At 55.6% G+C, this 19,021-nt stretch carries 16 protein-coding genes and 1 pseudogene; 15 read left to right on the forward strand and 2 right to left on the reverse strand.

Going from position 1 to position 19,021, the window contains the following annotated elements; all coding sequences use genetic code 11:
* Positions 1-39: 39 nt before the first annotated feature.
* The 6 genes from repA (ACQZ40_RS21620) (at position 40) to repC (ACQZ40_RS21645) (ending at position 8,500) form a co-directional block, all read left to right on the forward strand.
* Positions 40-1,236 carry a plasmid partitioning protein RepA gene (repA, locus tag ACQZ40_RS21620; protein ID WP_012478027.1) on the forward strand — a complete coding sequence of 399 codons (1,197 nt, stop codon included), beginning with the start codon at positions 40-42 and terminating at the stop codon, positions 1,234-1,236.
* A 102-nt stretch (positions 1,237-1,338) separates the two neighbouring features.
* Complete coding sequence (gene repB, locus ACQZ40_RS21625; protein ID WP_172691036.1) at positions 1,339-2,298, forward strand: plasmid partitioning protein RepB; 960 nt, start codon at positions 1,339-1,341, stop codon at positions 2,296-2,298.
* A gap of 174 nt (positions 2,299-2,472) precedes the next feature.
* Complete coding sequence (gene repC / locus ACQZ40_RS21630; protein WP_172691037.1) at positions 2,473-3,687, forward strand: plasmid replication protein RepC; 1,215 nt, start codon at positions 2,473-2,475, stop codon at positions 3,685-3,687.
* 941 nt (positions 3,688-4,628) lie between these two features.
* Positions 4,629-5,846, forward strand: a complete 1,218-nt coding sequence (repA, locus tag ACQZ40_RS21635) for a plasmid partitioning protein RepA (RefSeq protein WP_012478030.1) — start codon at positions 4,629-4,631, stop codon at positions 5,844-5,846.
* Positions 5,847-5,949: 103 nt separating this feature from the next.
* A complete protein-coding gene (gene repB / locus ACQZ40_RS21640) occupies positions 5,950-6,966 on the forward strand; it encodes a plasmid partitioning protein RepB (RefSeq protein WP_012478031.1) in 1,017 nt (338 codons plus the stop codon).
* A gap of 214 nt (positions 6,967-7,180) precedes the next feature.
* Positions 7,181-8,500: a plasmid replication protein RepC gene (gene repC / locus ACQZ40_RS21645; protein ID WP_012478032.1), complete on the forward strand. Its 1,320-nt coding sequence runs from the start codon at positions 7,181-7,183 to the stop codon at positions 8,498-8,500.
* A 182-nt stretch (positions 8,501-8,682) separates the two neighbouring features.
* On the opposite strand, the gene ACQZ40_RS21650 is transcribed toward repC (ACQZ40_RS21645), so the two are convergent.
* A complete protein-coding gene (locus ACQZ40_RS21650; RefSeq protein ID WP_012478033.1) occupies positions 8,683-9,816 on the reverse strand; it encodes a site-specific integrase in 1,134 nt (377 codons plus the stop codon).
* A gap of 124 nt (positions 9,817-9,940) precedes the next feature.
* Here ACQZ40_RS21650 and ACQZ40_RS21655 point away from each other — a divergent pair, with 124 nt between their 5' ends.
* Together ACQZ40_RS21655 and scpB are read left to right on the forward strand one after the other, a co-directional pair.
* Positions 9,941-10,894 carry a DUF1403 family protein gene (locus ACQZ40_RS21655; RefSeq protein ID WP_065657626.1) on the forward strand — a complete coding sequence of 318 codons (954 nt, stop codon included), beginning with the start codon at positions 9,941-9,943 and terminating at the stop codon, positions 10,892-10,894.
* 2 nt (positions 10,895-10,896) lie between these two features.
* Entirely contained in the window at positions 10,897-11,589 is a 693-nt protein-coding gene (scpB, locus tag ACQZ40_RS21660) for an SMC-Scp complex subunit ScpB (protein ID WP_012478035.1), read from the forward strand.
* Between the two features lie 44 nt (positions 11,590-11,633).
* Here scpB and ACQZ40_RS21665 read toward each other — a convergent pair whose 3' ends face one another.
* Entirely contained in the window at positions 11,634-11,849 is a 216-nt protein-coding gene (locus ACQZ40_RS21665) for a DUF3072 domain-containing protein (protein ID WP_035258441.1), read from the reverse strand.
* Between the two features lie 310 nt (positions 11,850-12,159).
* Between ACQZ40_RS21665 and ACQZ40_RS21670 the strand changes: the two genes are divergently transcribed.
* From ACQZ40_RS21670 to ACQZ40_RS21700, 7 genes and pseudogenes are all read left to right on the forward strand, one after another.
* Entirely contained in the window at positions 12,160-12,681 is a 522-nt protein-coding gene (locus tag ACQZ40_RS21670; protein ID WP_327785659.1) for a DUF72 domain-containing protein, read from the forward strand.
* A 203-nt stretch (positions 12,682-12,884) separates the two neighbouring features.
* Entirely contained in the window at positions 12,885-13,220 is a 336-nt protein-coding gene (locus tag ACQZ40_RS21675; protein ID WP_012478037.1) for a helix-turn-helix domain-containing protein, read from the forward strand.
* Positions 13,213-14,460 carry a type II toxin-antitoxin system HipA family toxin gene (locus ACQZ40_RS21680; RefSeq protein WP_012478038.1) on the forward strand — a complete coding sequence of 416 codons (1,248 nt, stop codon included), beginning with the start codon at positions 13,213-13,215 and terminating at the stop codon, positions 14,458-14,460. The genes ACQZ40_RS21675 and ACQZ40_RS21680 overlap by 8 nt, the downstream gene beginning before the upstream one ends.
* Before the next feature lie 203 nt (positions 14,461-14,663).
* Positions 14,664-15,805, forward strand: a pseudogene (locus ACQZ40_RS21685) (RHE_PE00001 family protein).
* Between the two features lie 128 nt (positions 15,806-15,933).
* Positions 15,934-16,905, forward strand: coding sequence for an ABC-three component system protein (locus tag ACQZ40_RS21690; RefSeq protein WP_035258439.1), 972 nt, complete (start codon positions 15,934-15,936; stop codon positions 16,903-16,905).
* Positions 16,883-17,131 carry an ABC-three component system middle component 8 gene (locus ACQZ40_RS21695; RefSeq protein WP_012478041.1) on the forward strand — a complete coding sequence of 83 codons (249 nt, stop codon included), beginning with the start codon at positions 16,883-16,885 and terminating at the stop codon, positions 17,129-17,131. Before ACQZ40_RS21690 ends, ACQZ40_RS21695 begins: the two co-directional genes overlap by 23 nt.
* A gap of 2 nt (positions 17,132-17,133) precedes the next feature.
* Complete coding sequence (locus tag ACQZ40_RS21700; protein ID WP_172691040.1) at positions 17,134-18,942, forward strand: DUF2326 domain-containing protein; 1,809 nt, start codon at positions 17,134-17,136, stop codon at positions 18,940-18,942.
* The last annotated feature ends 79 nt before the right edge of the window (positions 18,943-19,021 follow it).

Below are 19,021 nucleotides of genomic sequence, written 5' to 3' on the forward strand. Positions count from 1 at the left end.
GTGTGTTTACGAAAATTACCGTGTGTACGAGAGGAAGTCGTGGAAAATCCGGCTCAGCTTCAAAAGGCTATTCATAAACTGATCGCGGCCCACGCGCGAGACCTCTCCGGTGCGCTGCACGAACATCGTGTAAAGTTGTATCCGCCAGAGGCGCGGAAAACCTTGCGTTCCTTCTCCTCGACGGAGGCTGCGAAGCTTATCGGTGTCAATGACGGATACCTTCGTCACCTCTCGATCGAAGGGAAAGGCCCTCAGCCCGAAATTGGAAACAACAATCGTCGCTCCTATAGCGTCGAAACGATTCAGGCCCTTCGAGAATATCTTGATCTAACCGGAAAAAACGATCGGCGTTATTCCCCCAAACGTTCAGGTAAAGAGCATCTGCAGGTCATCACCGTTGTCAATTTCAAAGGTGGCAGTGGCAAGACCACGACAGCTGCGCACTTGGCGCAATATCTCGCCCTGAACGGCTATCGTGTTCTTGCCATCGATCTTGATCCACAGGCCAGTATGTCGGCACTACACGGGTTCCAGCCGGAGTTCGACGTCAAGGACAATGAGACGCTATACGGTGCGATGCGCTATGACGCTGAGCGTCGCCCGTTGAAAGACGTGATCAAGAAGACCTACTTCGCCAACCTCGACCTGGTGCCAGGAAACCTTGAGCTGATGGAGTTCGAACACGATACAGCAAAGGTCTTGGGCTCGAACGATCGGAAGAACATCTTTTTCACGCGCATGGACGATGCGATTGCTTCAGTCGCGGACGACTACGATGTCGTCGTCGTGGATTGCCCTCCACAGCTTGGCTTTCTCACCATTTCCGCTCTCTGTGCAGCGACCGCCGTTCTCGTCACGGTTCATCCGCAAATGCTGGACGTCATGTCGATGTGCCAGTTTCTTTTGATGACGTCGGAATTGCTAAGCGTCGTCGCCGATGCAGGCGGAAGCATGAATTACGACTGGATGCGGTACCTTGTCACTCGCTACGAGCCAGGTGATGGTCCTCAGAACCAGATGGTGTCGTTTATGAGGACAATGTTCGGCGACCATGTCCTAAATCATCCAATGTTGAAAAGCACAGCTATCTCCGACGCGGGGATTACAAAGCAGACCCTCTATGAAGTCAGCCGTGACCAGTTTACGCGCGCGACCTACGACAGAGCGATGGAGTCGCTGGACAATGTAAACACTGAAATCGCACAGCTCATTCAAAGCGCATGGGGGCGCAAATGAGGACGCTCGCATCTCGCGTAGAAGCGCAGAAGTTGTCAGCCGGAAACTTTCGGGAAACCGCTTATTGTGGGGCGGCAATCTCGACGCCCGAGGGGGCTACTAATGGCTAGAAAACACCTGTTATCAGATCTCGCTGGACCAAAGTTGCCAGCCGGAAACTCTGAGGATATTGCCACCCAGGACGCCGCCACTCCGCAGTATTCTCCGCGTGGTGCGATCGGTGCTGTTTCGCGTTCCATCGAGCTTTTAAAGTCTCAGTCCCTTATGGAACTCGATCCGGATCTCATTGACGCGCCGCTTGTGGCCGACCGGTTGGAAGAATCTCCCGAGCAGTTCGAAGAGTTCGCTCGAAATATAAGGGAGCACGGTCAACAGGTCCCTATTCTCGTGCGCCCTCACCCGTCTGTTGAAGGTCGTTACCAGATTGCCTACGGACGCCGCCGACTGAGAGCAGTGAAGGCTGCCGGTATCCAAGTTAAGGCCGCCGTTCGCACCCTGTCGGATGACGAGTTGGTTCTGGCCCAAGGTCAAGAAAACAGTGCCCGGCAAGATCTTTCGTTTATCGAGCGCGCCCTATACGCCGCAGAGCTTGAAGCTGGTGGATTTCAGCGGCCAGTCATCATGGCGGCCCTCGCCGTTGATAAAAGCAATCTTTCCCGCTTGATCCAAGCTGCGAAGCAACTTCCAGCAGATATTATTCGCTTGATTGGAGCTGCCCCTAAAACAGGTCGGGACCGTTGGTACGAATTGTCAGCCTGTCTGGGACAAGCTGGCGCATCGGAAACTGCCCGTACATTGCTCAATGACGATGAGGTGAGAAGATTGAATTCTGACGAGCGTTTCGCTCGGGTATTCGAAGCTGTCACCCCTAAGAAGCCAAAGGCAGTGAAGACTGAGGTAGAAGTTTGGAAAGCTGAGGACGGCACGAAGGCCGCTCGTTACAAGCAAGACAAGCGTACCCTGACGTTAATGATCGACAAAAAGGCCGCTCCGGAATTTGCGGACTACCTGATGTCGGCGCTCCCAGAAATCTACGCTTCGTTCAAAAGGTCGAAGCAGTAAGGCGAAACGGAACCAGGAAAGGAACGATAGCGCAAAGAAAAAGCCCTCCGAAACGGTGTTCCAGAAGGCCTCTCTCAGTTTGGTCGCTTAGAGAATCGCATTTTCCGGAATCCCAGTCAAGAGTCAACGCCGTCCCGGCGTAGCCTTTTCTTTGCCTTTTGAAAGGTGAGAGAGATGGAGACTAGACATGTAACGACGCCCTTCGGGCGGCGGCCGATGACGCTTGCCTTGGTTAAACGGCAAGTGGCCACAAACGAGATCAAGGCTGGCAAAACCGTTGAGAAATGGAAAGTCTTCCGTGATGCCTCGGAAGCGAGAGAAGAGCTCGGCCTGCAGTCGAACAGCCTCGCTGTGCTCGACGCTCTTCTGAGCTTCTATCCGGAAAACGAATTGCGCCAAGACGCGCAGCTCGTCGTGTTTCCGTCAAACGCTCAATTGATCCTTCGGGCTCACGGCATGGCGGGCGCTACGCTGCGTCGTCATCTAGCGCTTCTGGTCGATGCAGGCCTGATTGTCCGCAAGGATAGTGCCAACGGAAAGCGCTATGCGAGAAAGAATGGCGCCGGCGAGATTGAGAGTGCGTTTGGTTTCGACCTCTCGCCAATCCTTGCCCGGTCTGAAGAGCTTGCTGTCATCGCGCAGAAAGTCGTCGCAGCGCGCTCAGCGTTCCGCAAGGCGAAAGAGAACCTGACAATCTGCCGCCGGGATGTCCGTAAGCTCATCACTGCAGCGATAGAGGAGGGGGCTGACGGCGACTGGTTCGCCATCGAGGCTATGTACATCGACCTCGTTTCCCGCATTCCACGCCACCCGACCACCGCTGACATCGCCAATATCCTTGATGAACTCGAACTCCTGCGCGAGGAGATCGTTAATCTGTTGGATTTGCAGTCGAATTCAAAATTTAATAGCACCAATGATGCTCAAATTGAGCAGCACTTACAGAATTCAAAATCCGAATCCTTCCATGAACTTGAACCTAGCTCTGAAAAAGAGCAGGGAGAAAAGCCGAACAAGAGACGCGGATCTCAAACTGAGACGTTGAAGGCCTTCCCTCTGGGTGTTGTGTTGAAGGCATGCCCGCAGATCATCGATTATGGTCCGGCCGGCACTGTGGGTGGCTGGCGGGATCTCATGTCGGCCGCGGTTGTGGTGAGATCGATGCTGGGCGTCAGCCCGTCGGCTTATCAGGAGGCCTGCGAAACAATGGGACCTGAAAATACAGCGGTGGCAGTCGCCTGTATCCTGGAGAGGGCGGGGCATATCAAATCCGCCGGTGGCTATCTGCGTGATCTCACCAACCGGGCAGCGCGAGGGCAGTTTTCCCTGGGGCCGATGGTGATGGCACTGCTCCGGTTAAGCGGGGAAGCTGGAAAGCAGTCTGCGTGAATGACCATTGACAGAAGGTGGCTCGAAAATGGCTGAACTCGAAACGGCAAAGACGAGTGTTGTCGAATTCACGGCTCCCCCGTTCCATTCAAAGCTTTGGCGAGGTGTCTGGTTTTCAACGATGAGAGCGTGAAGCGACTGATATTACTATAATATCCCCTCTCCCGTTAAAAGTTTCCGGCTGGCAACTTTCTGGGAGAAGAGGAGCAGAAGCCATGGAACAGTCTTCGTCGAGGAAGAGAATCTAATAGAGCTGTCTCGTAAACATTGCCATTTGGGCAACATCAGAGCGCGCCAGCGAATCGAGCAGTATACCTTGAAGGGGTTAACTAGAGGATTGGTGAAGGGACTGTTCGGGCGCAGAAGCCCTAGTGGGGTTCTGCAAACAAACATCGACGATGGCGCCGCTGACTTATTGCCACTTGTCGGCCTGACCAAGCGAAGGGTGAGGGTCACCGCCGAGTAGAGGGCAGCTCCGCCAGAAGCTAATCTAAAGCCTGGGGCTGCCTAGTAGTTCGCTGTGTAGCGCTATCGTAGTAGCTGGAGGCCTGCTGCACCGATCTGCGCTGACACTGCTCCATGGCTTCGGGGTGCGGGCGAAGGCGGTCATCTGTTTGAGGAAGATCCGACGAGCTTGATACTGTTCGGTGAGACTGTCAGTATCCCCATCATGATCTCCGCATGAACAGGTCATGCGAATAGAAATCATGACACGACGCGTGTCCCTGCTTGCAAATCTGCACTTCGCGCCGCGTAGCACCGACAAAGGGGATCGGTCTAATTAACAGATAGGCTTTAAAGGATCGGCTTTTAATGTGATTTCTATTGAAATGCGTTTAACCTAGGAGTAACCAAAAGCGCCTTGCAACCTCACCCGCACTGGGTAATCGTCACGGATAAACGGCAATACGTGCCTCCTAACCGTGACAAGAGATTACACCGTGAGCAAAGCCGCTGCCATACTCCGAAATGATCGCCCGTCGGCAGAGGTTACCATTGGTGGGCATGCTGAGCAGCTCAGCTCTCAGCTTCACGCGATGAGCGAGGCTCTTTTTCCGCCGGCCTCGCACAAGAGCTTGCGTAAGTTCACGTCGGGTGAAGCCGCACGCTTAATGAAAATATCTGACTCAACCCTTCGGAAGATGACACTGGCAGGCGAAGGGCCGCAACCTGAGCTCGCCAGTAACGGGCGGCGCTTTTACACCCTCAGTCAGATAAACGAAATCAGGGGAATGCTTGCCGGATCGACGCGAGGTCGTGAAAGCATTGATTTTGTGCCTCATCGCCGCGGTTCTGAGCATTTGCAAGTTATTGCTGTAACCAACTTCAAAGGTGGTTCTGGGAAGACGACGACGTCCGCTCATCTTTCACAGTATCTGGCGTTGCAAGGATATAGGGTTCTCACCGTTGATCTCGATCCGCAGGCTAGTCTTTCAGCACTCCTCGGCGTTCTACCAGAATCTGATATCCGTGCGAACGAAACGCTCTATGCTGCTATTCGGTATGACGAGACACGCCGTCCGTTGCGAGATGTTATCCGACCGACGTATTTTGACGGTCTTCATCTGGTTCCTGGGAATCTCGAGCTCATGGAGTTTGAGCATGCAACGCCGAAAGCCTTGTCTGATAGAGGTACGCGGGACGGATTGTTCTTCACTCGTGTTGCCCAAGCCTTTGACGACGTCGCCGACGATTACGATGTGGTCGTTATTGACTGCCCCCCTCAGCTTGGTTTTCTGACGCTCAGCGGGTTGTGTGCTGCGACATCAATGGTAATCACCGTACATCCTCAGATGCTGGACATCGCGTCTATGAGCCAGTTTCTCCTTATGACACGCGACCTTCTGGGCGTGGTGAAAGAGGCGGGCGGAAACCTCCAGTACGATTTCATACGCTACCTCTTGACGCGCTATGAGCCTCAGAACGCGCCGCAGACGAAAGTGACGGCACTGCTCCGCAACATGTTCGAAGATCACGTCCTTACAAATCCCATGGTCAAGTCGGCAGCGGTGTCTGATGCCGGTTTGACCAAGCAGACACTCTACGAGATAGGGCGAAAAAATCTTACTCGATCAACCTACGACCGGGCGATGGAATCTTTAGATGCGGTGAACTCGGAGATTGAGGCTTTGATCAAGATGGCGTGGGGGCGGGTCTGATGGTAGCATTCGCGTTCCTCACAGATCTGTTGGGAGCTCCCAACCAAGAGCTTTTGCAATCAAAAATGCGACGGCACGACGGCAAGCCCAAGAGGATGATGTCATGAGTCGCAAAGACGCAATCGATACGTTGTTCCTAAAGAAGCAGCCTGCGACCGATAGAACATCAGTCGACAAGTCAGCCGTTCGTGTCCGTACCGGAGCGATTTCGGCCATGGGTTCGTCTTTGCAAGAAATGTCCGAGGCAGTAAAAGCTGCAGCTCGGCTGCAGGAGCAACTGGCTGCGGGCGAAGCGGTCGTGTCCCTGGATCCATCCATGATCGACGGCTCGCCGATCGCGGATCGGCTGCCCGCGGACGTGGATCCGAAGTTCGAGCTGCTTGAGGCGAGCATTTCGCAAGATGGACAGCAGGTGCCGATTCTCGTCAGGCCGCATCCTGAGGCTGCCGGTCGATATCAAATCGTATATGGAAGGCGTCGGCTGCGCGCAGCGGTAAATCTGCGGAGAGAGGTTTCTGCAATTGTCCGAAATCTCACGGACCGTGAACTGGTCGTGGCTCAAGGCCGCGAAAATCTTGACCGTGCTGACCTATCATTCATTGAGAAGGCTCTCTTCGCCCTGCGCCTTGAAGATGCAGGATTTGATCGGGCCACCATCATCGCCGCGCTTTCCACTGACAAAGCCGACCTCAGCCGCTACATAACTGTAGCGAGGGGAATACCGCTGAACCTCGCTACACAAATTGGTCCAGCGTCGAAAGCTGGTCGATCGCGTTGGGTCGCACTCGCCGAGGAGCTTGGGAAGCCCAAGGCAAGGGAAGCAATCGAAGCGGTGCTTAGTTTAGAGCACTTTAAGCACTCCGATAGCGACGCCCGCTTTACCCTCATTTTCAACGCTGTTTCAAAGCCGCCCGCTACCGCTAAGGTTCTAAAAAAAGTAAGGGCCTGGAGCACGCCAAAGGGGAAAAAGGCCGCGACGATTCGGCAAGAAGTCGGACGAACGGCGCTGATTTTCGACGAGAAATTGGTGCCAACCTTTGGCGAATATGTCGCTGACAAGTTGGATAGCCTGTATGCCCAATTCCTTGAAACAACCGGAGGAGGAAAGCTCGACCAATAGCCAAGGTTTCATCCAATTCAAAGCTTTGCTTGATTAAGATGGATTGGCTCTCACAGCAAAAGAAAAAGGCCCCCGAAACAGCGTTTCAGTAGACCTCCTCTGTAGTCTAGCAGCTAAGAGAATCGCATTTCCAGGAATCGTAGTCAAGGGACCCGTAAGGGAAAGCGTCATTTCGACGGGCGGATTTCTATTGCCTAGCAAAAGGTAAGAGGAAATGCAGACGCATATCTCAACGACGCCCTTTGGGCGGCGGCCGATGACGCTCGGCCATCTTGCAAGTCAGATGGCAGCAAGAGCGGTCGCATCAGACGTTATTGCCAACAAATGGCAGGTTTTCCAGCACATCCGTGAATCGCGGGAACTGATCGGAGCCACCGACCGCTCACTCTCGATCCTTAACGCGCTGTTGACATTTCACCCAGAGATCACCTTGACTGGTGGCGCCGAACTGGTCGTATGGCCTTCTAACGAGCAACTGATGGCTCGCGCCAACGGCATGCCCGCCACGACACTGCGCCGGCATCTTGCCGTACTGGTCGACTGCGGGCTCATCATTCGTCGCGACAGCCCCAACGGCAAACGGTTCGCTCGCAAAGGAAGGGGAGGAGAGATCAAGCAGGCCTATGGCTTCGATCTGTCGCCGATCGTGGCGCGGTCCGAAGAATTCCGAGATATGGCTCAGGAGGTACAAGTTGAAAAGACGGCCTTCCGAGTGGCGAAGGAGCGTTTGACCCTTCTTCGCCGAGACATCGTGAAAATGATCGACGCGGGCATCGACGAGAGCGTACCGGGAAATTGGGGAAGATTTTCACAGACCTATCAGGGGATCATCGGCCGGCTGCCACGTTCCGCGTCTCGCCAGATTACCGAGAGTATTGCCTTGGAGCTCGAGGAACTCTGCACTGAGATCCGTGACGTATTGGAATTGTTTACGAAATCAGTGATTCTGAACGCCAATGAGTCCCATTTCGGTCGTCACATACAGAATTCAAAGCCAGACTCTAAATTTGAATCTGAATACGGTACTAGAAAGGAAAAAGAAGCGGGCGGCAGCGTTGCGGAAACCAAAAACGGGCGGAGTTCGCCGCAACGCGAGCTGCCATTGGGAATCGTGCTGGATGCCTGCCCCGAGATGCAGGAACTGGCTCAGGGAGGGACAATCCGACATTGGCGCGATTTGCTGGCGACGGCTGAGCTTGCCCGGCCGATGCTGGGGATTAGTCCGAGCGCCTGGCAGGAGGCCCGCGAAACCATGGGCGAGCAACACGCGGCGATCACGCTGGCTTCGATCTATCAGCGGGCCGGTCAGATCAATAACGCCGGGGGCTATCTGCGCAGCCTGACGGAACGGGCCAAGGATGGGAAGTTTTCGACCTGGCCGATGGTCATGGCGTTGCGCCGGGCGAAGCTGGACGATCAGAAGAATGCAACCGGCGTTGGGAAGCCGCGAACTGTTGAGGAGGTCGAGGATGACAGCCGCCTCCACGTTTCGGAATCGCTGCACAAAAACCTGAGAAAGCCGAGATCATGGTAATCCCCTCGCTAATCAGCCGCCGAGATGTCGACGTCAGTGATCAACCCGGAACGTCGGGCGCGATCGATCAGGTTCTTGACGGATGTGGCTTTTAGCTCCCGACTTCATTTGAAGCGCTAAGCTAAAACTCCCATACCAAAAATTTCCGCTTACGACCTCATGCGGGGGAGGGAGGGGGCCGGCTAAAGCCCTGATGCCTTGGTCAAATTCACGCGGAAGCGATCACGTCGTCTCTGATATCGGCGGGTCATCTCTGCGGACGCGTGCCCCAGTTGCTTCTGGACGTACCGCTCATCGACTTCGGCAGAAGAAGCGAGGCCAGCACGAAGGGAGTGACCGGAGAACTTAAACGCACGCTCGATCTCGCTGAGATCACCGCGAACGCCGGCCGCCATCGCGGCCCGCTTCACTAGCCGAGCTACTTCCTTGTCATTCAGCCGTTCTGGCCCAACTGCTTTGCCTTGTCCCGTCACGCGACGGAAGAGGGGACCGTGCGCAAGCTTGGCGAACTTGATCCACATCTCGATCGCGGCGACCGGGCAGGTCGTATCAGACGAGCCGCGACCCACCTCAACCTCTCGCCATCCGGCTTTGCCGCGCAAGGTGACGAGCATTCCCTTGTCGAGGATTTCGATCCAGCCGCGCCCATCTTCGGTCTGGTCTGCCTTCAGATCAAGGCCAACGAGCTCGGAGCGACGAAGACCACCGGCAAAGCCGACCAGCAACATTGCGCGGTCGCGCAGGCCGCGCAGCGAACCGCGATCGAGCGTCTCGACCATAGCGATGATATCTTCAGCCATGACCGCTTCCTTCTGGACCGGTGGCTTGGCGTGGCTATTGCGAATGCCGGCCATCACGGTGGCGATATGCCGGTCTTTGCGATCGAGCGAGAGGCCACGCTGGGCATAGTTCCAAGAGAGCGAGGAGAGGCGGCGTTCGATGGTCGAGACTGAGTTCGCTTTTGCACCCCGTTCAGCCGTACCGGAGGCGCAGGCGGTAATATAGAGCCCAACGGTTTGCGGGTGTGGCGGGAGCGGAGCCAGATTGGACCGCCGACACCAGGCCGCAAAATGCTTCCAGTCCGATGCATAAGCCTTGCGGGTATTGGCGGAACTGGCGGCTTCGACATAACCCCGGGCGCGATCAGCAAGACCTGCGAGATGAGCTGGCGTCTGATCCTCGCCGACGAGAGAGGGGAGGGGGCTATCGCCAGACACCTCCGGCGCGGAAACATCAAACCCGGGCGCCATGCTGAGAGATGGCGCTGAGGTCTCCTCGACGTGAATTTCGTTGTTTTGCTCGATGATTTGGGCCATTTCTCTATAATGAGCATTATGTCCGATAATGCAAGATTATCGGACATAATAATACGCCGACATGCTGTGCGGTTTTATCCGATATGGCTGGATTAAACCGCTCTCTTGGTTTACTCTCCTCGGCATGGACTCGTTACCTATCATCACAGAACCCGCCTCAACATGGTCGCCCCGCCTGCCGCGTTGGGTCGTGGCACGCGGACAGGATCTGACCGACTCAGATGTAGCCTTCTCTGCCGGTATCGCTCTGAAATCACTCGATGATCTCATCCGCTTATCCCCGCCATGGCTCGACTGCTGGCGCGATCGCCATGCACTCAAGTCCGCCGCTGTCGCTGCCAAAATGCTCGGCCGAAGCGAAGAGGAAGACGCGCTTCGCGACGCCGTCTTGTTGACCTCTGCGGGAGACGATCCAGGCCCCGCTGGAAGGCTGTTTCTCGCCACACGAAAGCTGGCGCGCCGGTCCGGGGCCATCAACACCTCTTTCGTCAAGCAAATCGCTGACCTGTTAGCACTTCGGTGGGACGATGGCCTTGCGGCGATCCCGGATTTGACCGATACCGCCATCCAGTCCGGGCGAGCGGCACCCTTTGCTGTGGCGGACCTTATATCGGCGATCTCTGCTGTTCGCCCGGATGCAGAGGTGCTGGGGCTAGTGCTGGGTGAGGCTGTGCTCGCGCATAAGCTGAGTTGGCTGAAACCCGTACCTTTGCTGTTGCCGGAACGCTACGGTCCAGCATTCCGCTCGATTGGTGGCAGAGGCCGCGTCCATCCCGGCGAGCCGGCGTACCAGAAGGCAATTTGCCTGGCGCTGGTGAGTGGCGCTGACACAGCCCTGCGATCTGCCGCCGAGGTCGACCGACGAGCCGCACGGTTGCTCACTGTCGCGCCGAAATTGCGTACGAAGGGGGCCGAGCCCGTCATTCGTAGATTGCTGACGGAAGATTCCGTGTCGATCTCGGCACTCGGAGGCAATCTGTCGCGATGGGCGGCAACCCGACTGTTCGAGCGCCTCGAGAGTTTTGAGGCGGTGCGTGAGCTGTCGGGCCGATCATCGTTTCGGATTTATGGCCTGTGACCATGGAAGCGAGCTCACCGAAATCAGGCCGTCGTCCAGCGCAAGATCGACAGGATATTCTGTACGATCGCGAGCTGGAAGATCTACCGCCAGAACTGCGCTGGCGGGAATGGATGATGCGGGTCGAGGCGGTGATCTTTGCCTCGGCCGAGCCGGTTTCCCGCGAGACGCTGGCGCGGGTAGTCGGTAGGGACTGCAGCATTGATCTGCTGATCGACGATCTCGTCGAGGAATTGTTAGATCGTCCCTATGAATTGGTGTCGGTCGCTGGAGGATGGCAGCATCGCACGCGGCCACGCTTTGCCGAAACGATCCGGGCGTCTTATGCACCGACGCGGGGAGGAGCGGCGGTGCTGTCAGAGTTCGATGCGATGGTGTTGATGGCTGTGGGATACTTCCAGCCAATCACCCGTGGAGAGCTCAGTAAGATTTTTGGCAAGGAAGTAAGCCGCGATACCATCGGCAGTCTTCGGGGCGCGGGCCTCATAGGTTCCGGACCACGCAGTCCGACGCCCGGTGCGCCCTACACCTACGTGACGACGAAGTACTTCCTGTCAGCCTTCGATATGGAGACGTTGCGTGATCTCCCAAACATCGAAGCGCTGGAGGACGCGGGATTGCTCAGCAGATACGCCATACAAAGCGAAAGTGCGGCATCTCAAATCGCGGAAGCAGATGAGAGCCTTATGGAGTGATGCCAACGGCGTTTAACAGCTTGGTTCGGTGGCGCGACCGTGCCTCATTCCAGATTGAGCGATTGCTTGATTTCATCGATACGCTTTGATGCTTCCGCCTTTGTCAGGTCCTCGGCGTAGGTGTCAGGCTTGGGTGCCTGTTCCGACAGGGTCTTGAGATAGGACCCCTGCGCGCCGGTCACTGGCTCATCGCCGCTTACCCAGTCGTCCGGATCCTTTTGGGTGTTGGACGTGGTGTCGGTTTTAGGATTATCAGTCATAACGTTCTCCTGAATTTGTTCTCTAAACGTTCCTTCCGCGTCTTGGTTCGGTGTGCTTTTGAAGCCGAGTGCGGAACTCAGTTGCCGCTTTTTGATCCTCCAATGCCGACAAAGTGCGACCGCGGGATGGAGAGATCGAATATGCCAGTCATAGCAACTGCAGCCTGGTCTATCCCGAAAATGGTGGGCGCTCGCTTTGCCGCAGAGGGAAGTGGGTTGGCCAGATATGCGTCCGTGTTCAGTGGCGTAGAAATTAATTCGAAATTCTACCGATGGCAAATCCTCCACCTTTGCGCTGTGGGCTGAGGCCGTGCCCGACAATTTTAAGTTCTCGGTCAAGATCCCCAAGGACATCACGCATACCCGAGCAACGAAGGATATTGAGGAACCGCTCGCCACCTTCCTTGAAGACATCGCTCCTCTTGGTCACAAAGGCGGCCCGATGCTTTGTCAGTTGCTACCGTCGTTAGCGTTCGACCCAGAGCAACTGGATCGAACATTGCAGGTGATGCGGGAGGCCGATCCGGGGCAGATCGTTATAGAGGTGCGGCATAAAAGCTGGGCATCGGTCGAAGCAAAAGATCTGCTAAAGACATACGCAATCGACAGGGTTCTTGCAGACCCCGCCACGGTTTGGCCGGCGGACGATTTCGCCGAGCCTCCGCGTTATGTCCGTCTACACGGTAAGCCAAAGATCTATTATTCAAGTTACACGGAAGACGAGATAGAAGCGTTTTCGAACTTGCTCGCCCCAAACAGTTGGTGCATTTTCGACAATACGGCCTCCGGGGCTGCGATCGAGAGCGCGCTGATCATGCTTGAGAAGCAATGAACCTATTAGGGACCGACAGCTCAGCGGATGGCGCCGCAGCATTCGGGAGGCGCAAAACAACGCATGAGTGAAGAGCCATGAACCCCGTTATCGCTCCAGCCGTACAAGAGGCGTTGCTAAACAATATGCTTCATCGACTTATGCTAGCTACTTTGTCATCTTCGTGCTACATAAAGCAATGTATTGCCGTACGAAGGTGACAAATGCCCACTCCTCATCAGCCGTCTGCAGCCGTACGGCGTTCTTTGCGAAAGCTCGGCGCGGACATTCACGACGCGCGCCGACGCCGTAAGTTGCCGATGGCTGTTGTGGCAGAGCGAGCCTTTACCTCTCGCTCGACGTTACAAAAGATCGAGGCGGGCGATTCGAATGTCAGCATCGGTATCTATGCCGGGGTCCTTCAGGCTTTGGGACTGCTCGAGGGGCTGAGCAAGGTTGCTGATATTGGTAACGACAGTGTCGGGCAAGCGCTTGCCAGTGCTGATCTGCCAAAGCGTGTCCGTTTAAAGCGCGTATCAGGATCTTCTTCCGATGGCTGATTTTGAAGTTCTTATCGATCTCGCCGCATGTACGCGGCGCGTTGGGCTGGCAAGAAGCAATCGCATTCGAGGCTCAGAAACAATCATGTTCGAGTATGATGACGCTTGGCTGAAAGACGCTGATCGTTTTTCGCTCGAACCTGCGCTTTCGCTGACCCGTGGTGCCTTCGCGCCACCGGCAGGGTTTGCGACCTTCGGGTCCATCGGCGACTCGGCTCCGGATACGTGGGGTCGGCGGTTGATGCAACGTGCCGAACGTCGTAGCGCAGAGCGTGAGGGGCGGGCCGTCCGCACCCTTTCCGAGAGCGACTACCTGCTAGGTGTCGCAGACGAGACCCGGCTTGGCGCACTCCGGTTCCGCTGGGTCGGAGATGAGGTGTTTCAGGCGCCCATCCAGACCGGGGTCCCGGCCATAATCGAACTCGGCCGGCTTGTGCAGATCACCGAACGCATCCTGCGCGATGAGGAGACCGACGAAGACCTTCAGCTCATTTTTGCACCCGGATCCTCGCTCGGTGGTGCCCGACCGAAAGCCTCTGTCGTCGATCAACATGGCCATCTGTCCATAGCCAAGTTCCCGAAGGAAACCGACGAATACAGCATCGAGACCTGGGAGGAGGTCGCACTCAGGCTGGCTGAGAAAGCCGGTATTGCAACGCCGCAACATCAGCTCGTCGAGGTCGCGGGCAAAGCCGTCATGTTGTCTCGACGCTTCGACCGCAACGGTGCCATCCGCATTCCGTTTCTATCAGCGATGGCGATGATGGGTGCCAGGGACGGGGAGCGCGGCAGCTATCCGGAAATTGTAGATGCTATTGCTGAGCACGGCGCGCGGGGCAAGGAAGACGCGCACGCTCTCTATCGGCGCGTGGTCTTCAATGTGCTAATCTCCAATGTCGATGATCACCTGCGTAATCACGGTTTTTTATGGTCGGGCAAGGCGGGGTGGTCGTTGTCACCGGCCTACGATCTCAATCCCGTTCCGACCGACGTCAAGGCGCGGGTATTGAGCACCAATATAGATCTTGATGAGAGTACCTGCTCACTCGATCTTCTGGAGGCTGCATCGGAGTATTTCGCACTCACCCTAGCTCAGGCCCGCGGCATCATCAGAGACGTAGCGACCGTCACCGCGACCTGGCGCGATACAGCCAAGGCCGTCGGTGCGCGCGGCAGCGAAATCACCCGAATGGCCAGCGCCTTCGAGCATAGCGACCTTAACCGAGCGCTCACTGTTTGATATAGTATTTATGGTGATGGATATCCATTAGAACTTAATATATTCAAGAGCTATATAATTATATATTAAATTTCCTGTAGGTTTTATATATAGTATCTACCATCGATAAGGAGTAATTAACGATGGTTATACCAACAACCCACAACCATACCATGTGATGAACTGCGATATTCCTATAGAGTTCCTATAGAAAATCATTTACCATGATTTCAATGGCTTGCGATCTTGCAAAAATTAGCATGTCAGCCCTGATGCGGCCGGCTTTCGACGCGGGAACTGCTCTGACGCGTTTGGACGAGCGGATCGCCCGTTCACCGGTCGGCGCCGGCTGGATCGAACGCCAAAACTTCGCCGACGCCTGTGCTTCCCTCTGGATTGACGGCGAACTCGTCCATCTCGAAGACCTCGTCCTTCACGATGCGACCCGCGATATCCGCACACCCACCCATGAGCTGACAATCGCCCGCGACGTGCTGCGCACCCGTCGACGGATTTCCGGACAGTCGCCCGACTGGGCACTATCGCCGGAAGGCATTCGCACGCTCCGGCAGACATCGGAGAACGCCTCAACCGGCGATGAGGCGGCAAGAACCGCCAGCGTCATGCGGCCCGCGGTCCCGATCGATGAGGAAGGGGAGGGGGATGATGGTGATCAGGCGGAGAATCTCCCCGGCGTCGACTATGCCGCTATCGATGCGCTGCTGGCCCGATCGAAGGCGGCGATAGAGCACGCGAGGCGTCCCAGGCGTGCCGGCGATAACCGTGCTGCCGAAAAAGATGCGTTGGTTTACGATCTCGATTGGGACGAGGATGCCCGGCTCGACGAATGGCGCGGCGTGTTGCGCCAGGCCGAAACCCTGCCGGCGATACTGCAGGCCATCGTCGCCCTCGATGCCTGGAACGAACTGTCCGTGCTGCAGCACGCGTCCTGGCTCGGCCGCCTGTTGTCTGCGTCGATCCTTCGGGAAGCCGGCATCACCAGCGGCTCCCATCTCGCCGCCATCAATCTTGGCCTGAAAACCATTCCCGTGGATCGGCGTCGGCATCGCGACCGGGAAACGCGACTGCTGTCCATTGCTCATGGTTTGCTGGCGGCCGCAGCGCTTGGGCTGAAGGAGCACGACCGGTTTGGCGAAAATCATGATGGAGCGCAAACTGGCGGGAAAACGGACGTCGTCAAAACTACCAGAGCTGATCAAACTGGTGATGGCAAAACCATTGGTGTCGGCCGGGATGATTGCCAAGGACCTTGGCGTCACGCCGCGGGCGGCGCTGCGGATCGTCGAGGAGTCGGGCTTGCGTGAGATGACGGGGGGGGAGGTTTCGGGCATGGGGAGTGATCTAGTGGGCCAGCCCGTTTTGTACGTCCGAATCCCATCAAATGTGGGACCTCGGGCGTTGCAAACGCAATTGCGCTCGGGTAGTCCAAAAACGTTAGAGTTATGTTCAACTTTTGTTTGCAAAACTGGTCCTATGCTGCCTCGCGATTACAGACTGCACGAGCTAAATGAGGACGAGTTCGAAAGACTCGTCGTCCGCATTTGCGTGCGTTGGCTCGGCGAGGGTATAACACCCTTTGCCCGGGGACGGGACGGCGGCCGTGACGGAAAGTTCCACGGGACCGCCAACAGCTTTCCAAGCACTGCTTCACCGCTGTCTGGGCATTTCGTCTTGCAGGCCAAGCATGTTGCTGCGCCAAACAAATCCTGCTCCGATCTCGATTTCGCAGGGCTGCTTGCGAAGGAACACGAGAAGGTCAAGCGCCTCAATGGCGAGGGCATCTGCGATCACTACCTCGTTTTCGCCAACCGAAAATATACGGGCGGCGCGGATGAGAAATATATGAAAGATCTCAAGGCGCTTGGTGTAACTTCCGCCCACATCATTGGGGTCGAGCGCCTTCATCTAGCACTCGACGATTATCCTGATATTCGCGAAACACTGCCGAATCTGCTCGATCCTTCGCCCTTTCGCTTCAATCCAGACGATCTGGCTGAGGTAATCGGCGCACTCCATTCCTACACCACGGATGACGGGCAAAGCGCCTTTGAGAGTGCATTCGACTTTGAGAAGTTGAAAATGCCGTTTAAAAACAAGCTCAACGGGGTTTCGGACGAGTATTATAGCCAAGTCATCGTCGCACAATCCATGCCGCATTTCGAGCGAGTGGCCCAATTCCTCCAAAATCCGAGGAATGACGAGTTCGCAGCGCTGTATCACGACGCCGCCGACGAGTTGAAGCAGAAGATCATCGCAAAGCGCGCCCAGTTCGGAGCGTTCGATGACATCTTCCTGTTCATGTATGAGCAAATTCAGCAGAAACGGGACGTTTTGAAGGGCAAGCGACGCCTGATTTCGATCCTGCTGCACTATATGTATTTCAATTGCGATATCGGGATCAAGCAGCTGGAGGAAAACGAAGATGTCGTCCATGCTGACGCCTAAGAAGCACCTGAACCTTGATACTTCGCTGCTACGCGTGTTCTCGCTTGTCCTAAAGGAGCTGCAAAAGCGTGGCGTTTGCGAGTTCGAGAAGCTGCGCGGTGTTGTCATCCGGCGGGTTGGCCCGGACGGCGAACTTTCCTTCCTCCCCGCTCTCGACCTGCTGTTTTTGCTGGGCAAGGCAGAGTACCACATCAAGAACGACACTCTCGAATACAAGGCTGACTGACAATGCAAATCAGTCGCCTTTACTCGAACCTTCCTGATATTCTTTCACCGATCGGGTTCAATCATGGAGCCAATGCCGATCGGCTCAATATCGTGCTCGGCGAGGTCAAGCATCCTAAGGATCGAAAGAAAGATTCGCATAATCTCGGTAAGACGACGCTCCTGCAGCTGATTGATTTCCTTATGTTGAAGGGATGGTCGCAGGACAGCTTTCTCTACAAACATCGGGACCGTTTCGCCGATTTTGTCTTTTATCTCGAGATTGCCTTGAATGGTGGTGGGTATGCCACGATTAAACGTAGCGTTGCTGCACCCACACGCGTCGCCCTTTCCCTTCATGAAGATCCCGATCAAAATTTTGATGGTGCTGCCGACGATGTCTGGGATCATCCAGATTTGCCGATCGATGAAGCGATCAAGCTTCTCGACGCATGGCTCGATCTGCGTGCGCTTCAACCTTACGACTACAGAAAGGCAATCACCTACTTCCTGCGCTCTCAGGGCGACTGGAGTGATGAACTGCAGCTGCAGAAGTTCCAAGCCGGGCGTGATCTTCATTGGAAACCGTTTGTCGCTCATCTTTTTGGCTTCAATCAGAATCCGATCACCCGAAAATACGAGCTGGACGAACGCATTGCAAAACTCCAGGAAAAGCAGTCTGAACAGCAGTCTGAGGTCCAGTTCAAAGAAGAGGACCTTCCCAAACTGACGGCGGAACTCGGCATCCTCCATCAGCATGTTGAGGATTTGGAGGGGCAGCTCGACGCGTTCCGCTTCGACGATGAAGAACGTCGGATCATGCGCGAGCTCGTCGACACCATTGAGGAAGAGATCGCCTCGCTCAATCAGCAGATCTACGATGCACGATACGATATTGGCCAGATCGACACCTCTCTCAGCCATAAGGACAAGTTCGACCTGGGCGAAGTTCAATCGATCTTCGATGAAGCAAAACTTCATTTTCCGACGCAGCTCAAAAAGCAGTATGGCGAGCTCGTGGAATTTAAGAAGAAGGTCACCCAAGAGCGAAATGCCGCTTTGCGTAAGCGCCGCAAGGAGCTTGAGGTCGCGTTATCGGCGGCCGAAGGTCAAAAGACGTTGCTTGATGCTCGGCGAGTTGAGCGTCTGAAGGTTCTTCGCTCGACGGACACCTTCGAAAAGTTCAAGGCTTTGCAGAAGGACGTCACGCACCAGAAGGCGCAGCTTGTATATCTTGGCGAGCAACGCAAAAAGCTTGAGGCTGTGGCGGAAACCGCAAGGCAGGTCCGCGAGGCAGAGCGTGACCGTGGCCGGGTCGTAGACGAGATCAAGGCTATGCTTGAAAAGCCGACGGTGATCTATGAACGCTTCGCCAGGATTTTCAACGAATACTGTCAAAAAGTGCTTAACCACGAAGGCATTTTCTTCTTTCACATCAATTCTAACAACAATCTTGACTACAAGATCAGCCTGGGTCTTGCCGGGCAAAAAGGCGTTGCCTCCAGCCAAGGTGAGGGTACCAGCTATAAGAAGTTGATCTGCGCCCTGTTCGACCTAGCGCTCCTGCGCGTTTACGAGGACATTCCGTTCTTTCATTTCGTGTATCACGATGGAATGTTTGAAGCTCTCGACGATCGAAAGAAGCTTGCCTTCCTCGAGCTTGTCCGTGAGCAGGTCAGCCACCGAAAGCTTCAGTATATCATGACAGTCATCGCGTCTGATCTACCGCGCGATTCCAAGGATAAGCTCGTTGCCTTCGCAGATGACGAGATAGTCCTCCGACTGGACGATAGCGGGCAAGCTGGCCGGCTGTTCAAGATGGCCGAATTCTGACTTCGATCTTACGGACGATTGTAATGGAGCCGAGAGGTACAGAAGCCTTAGCTTGGCCGAATTGTGCCGCTGCTGGAAG

This window comes from Agrobacterium sp. 16-172Ci, assembly GCF_053522725.1.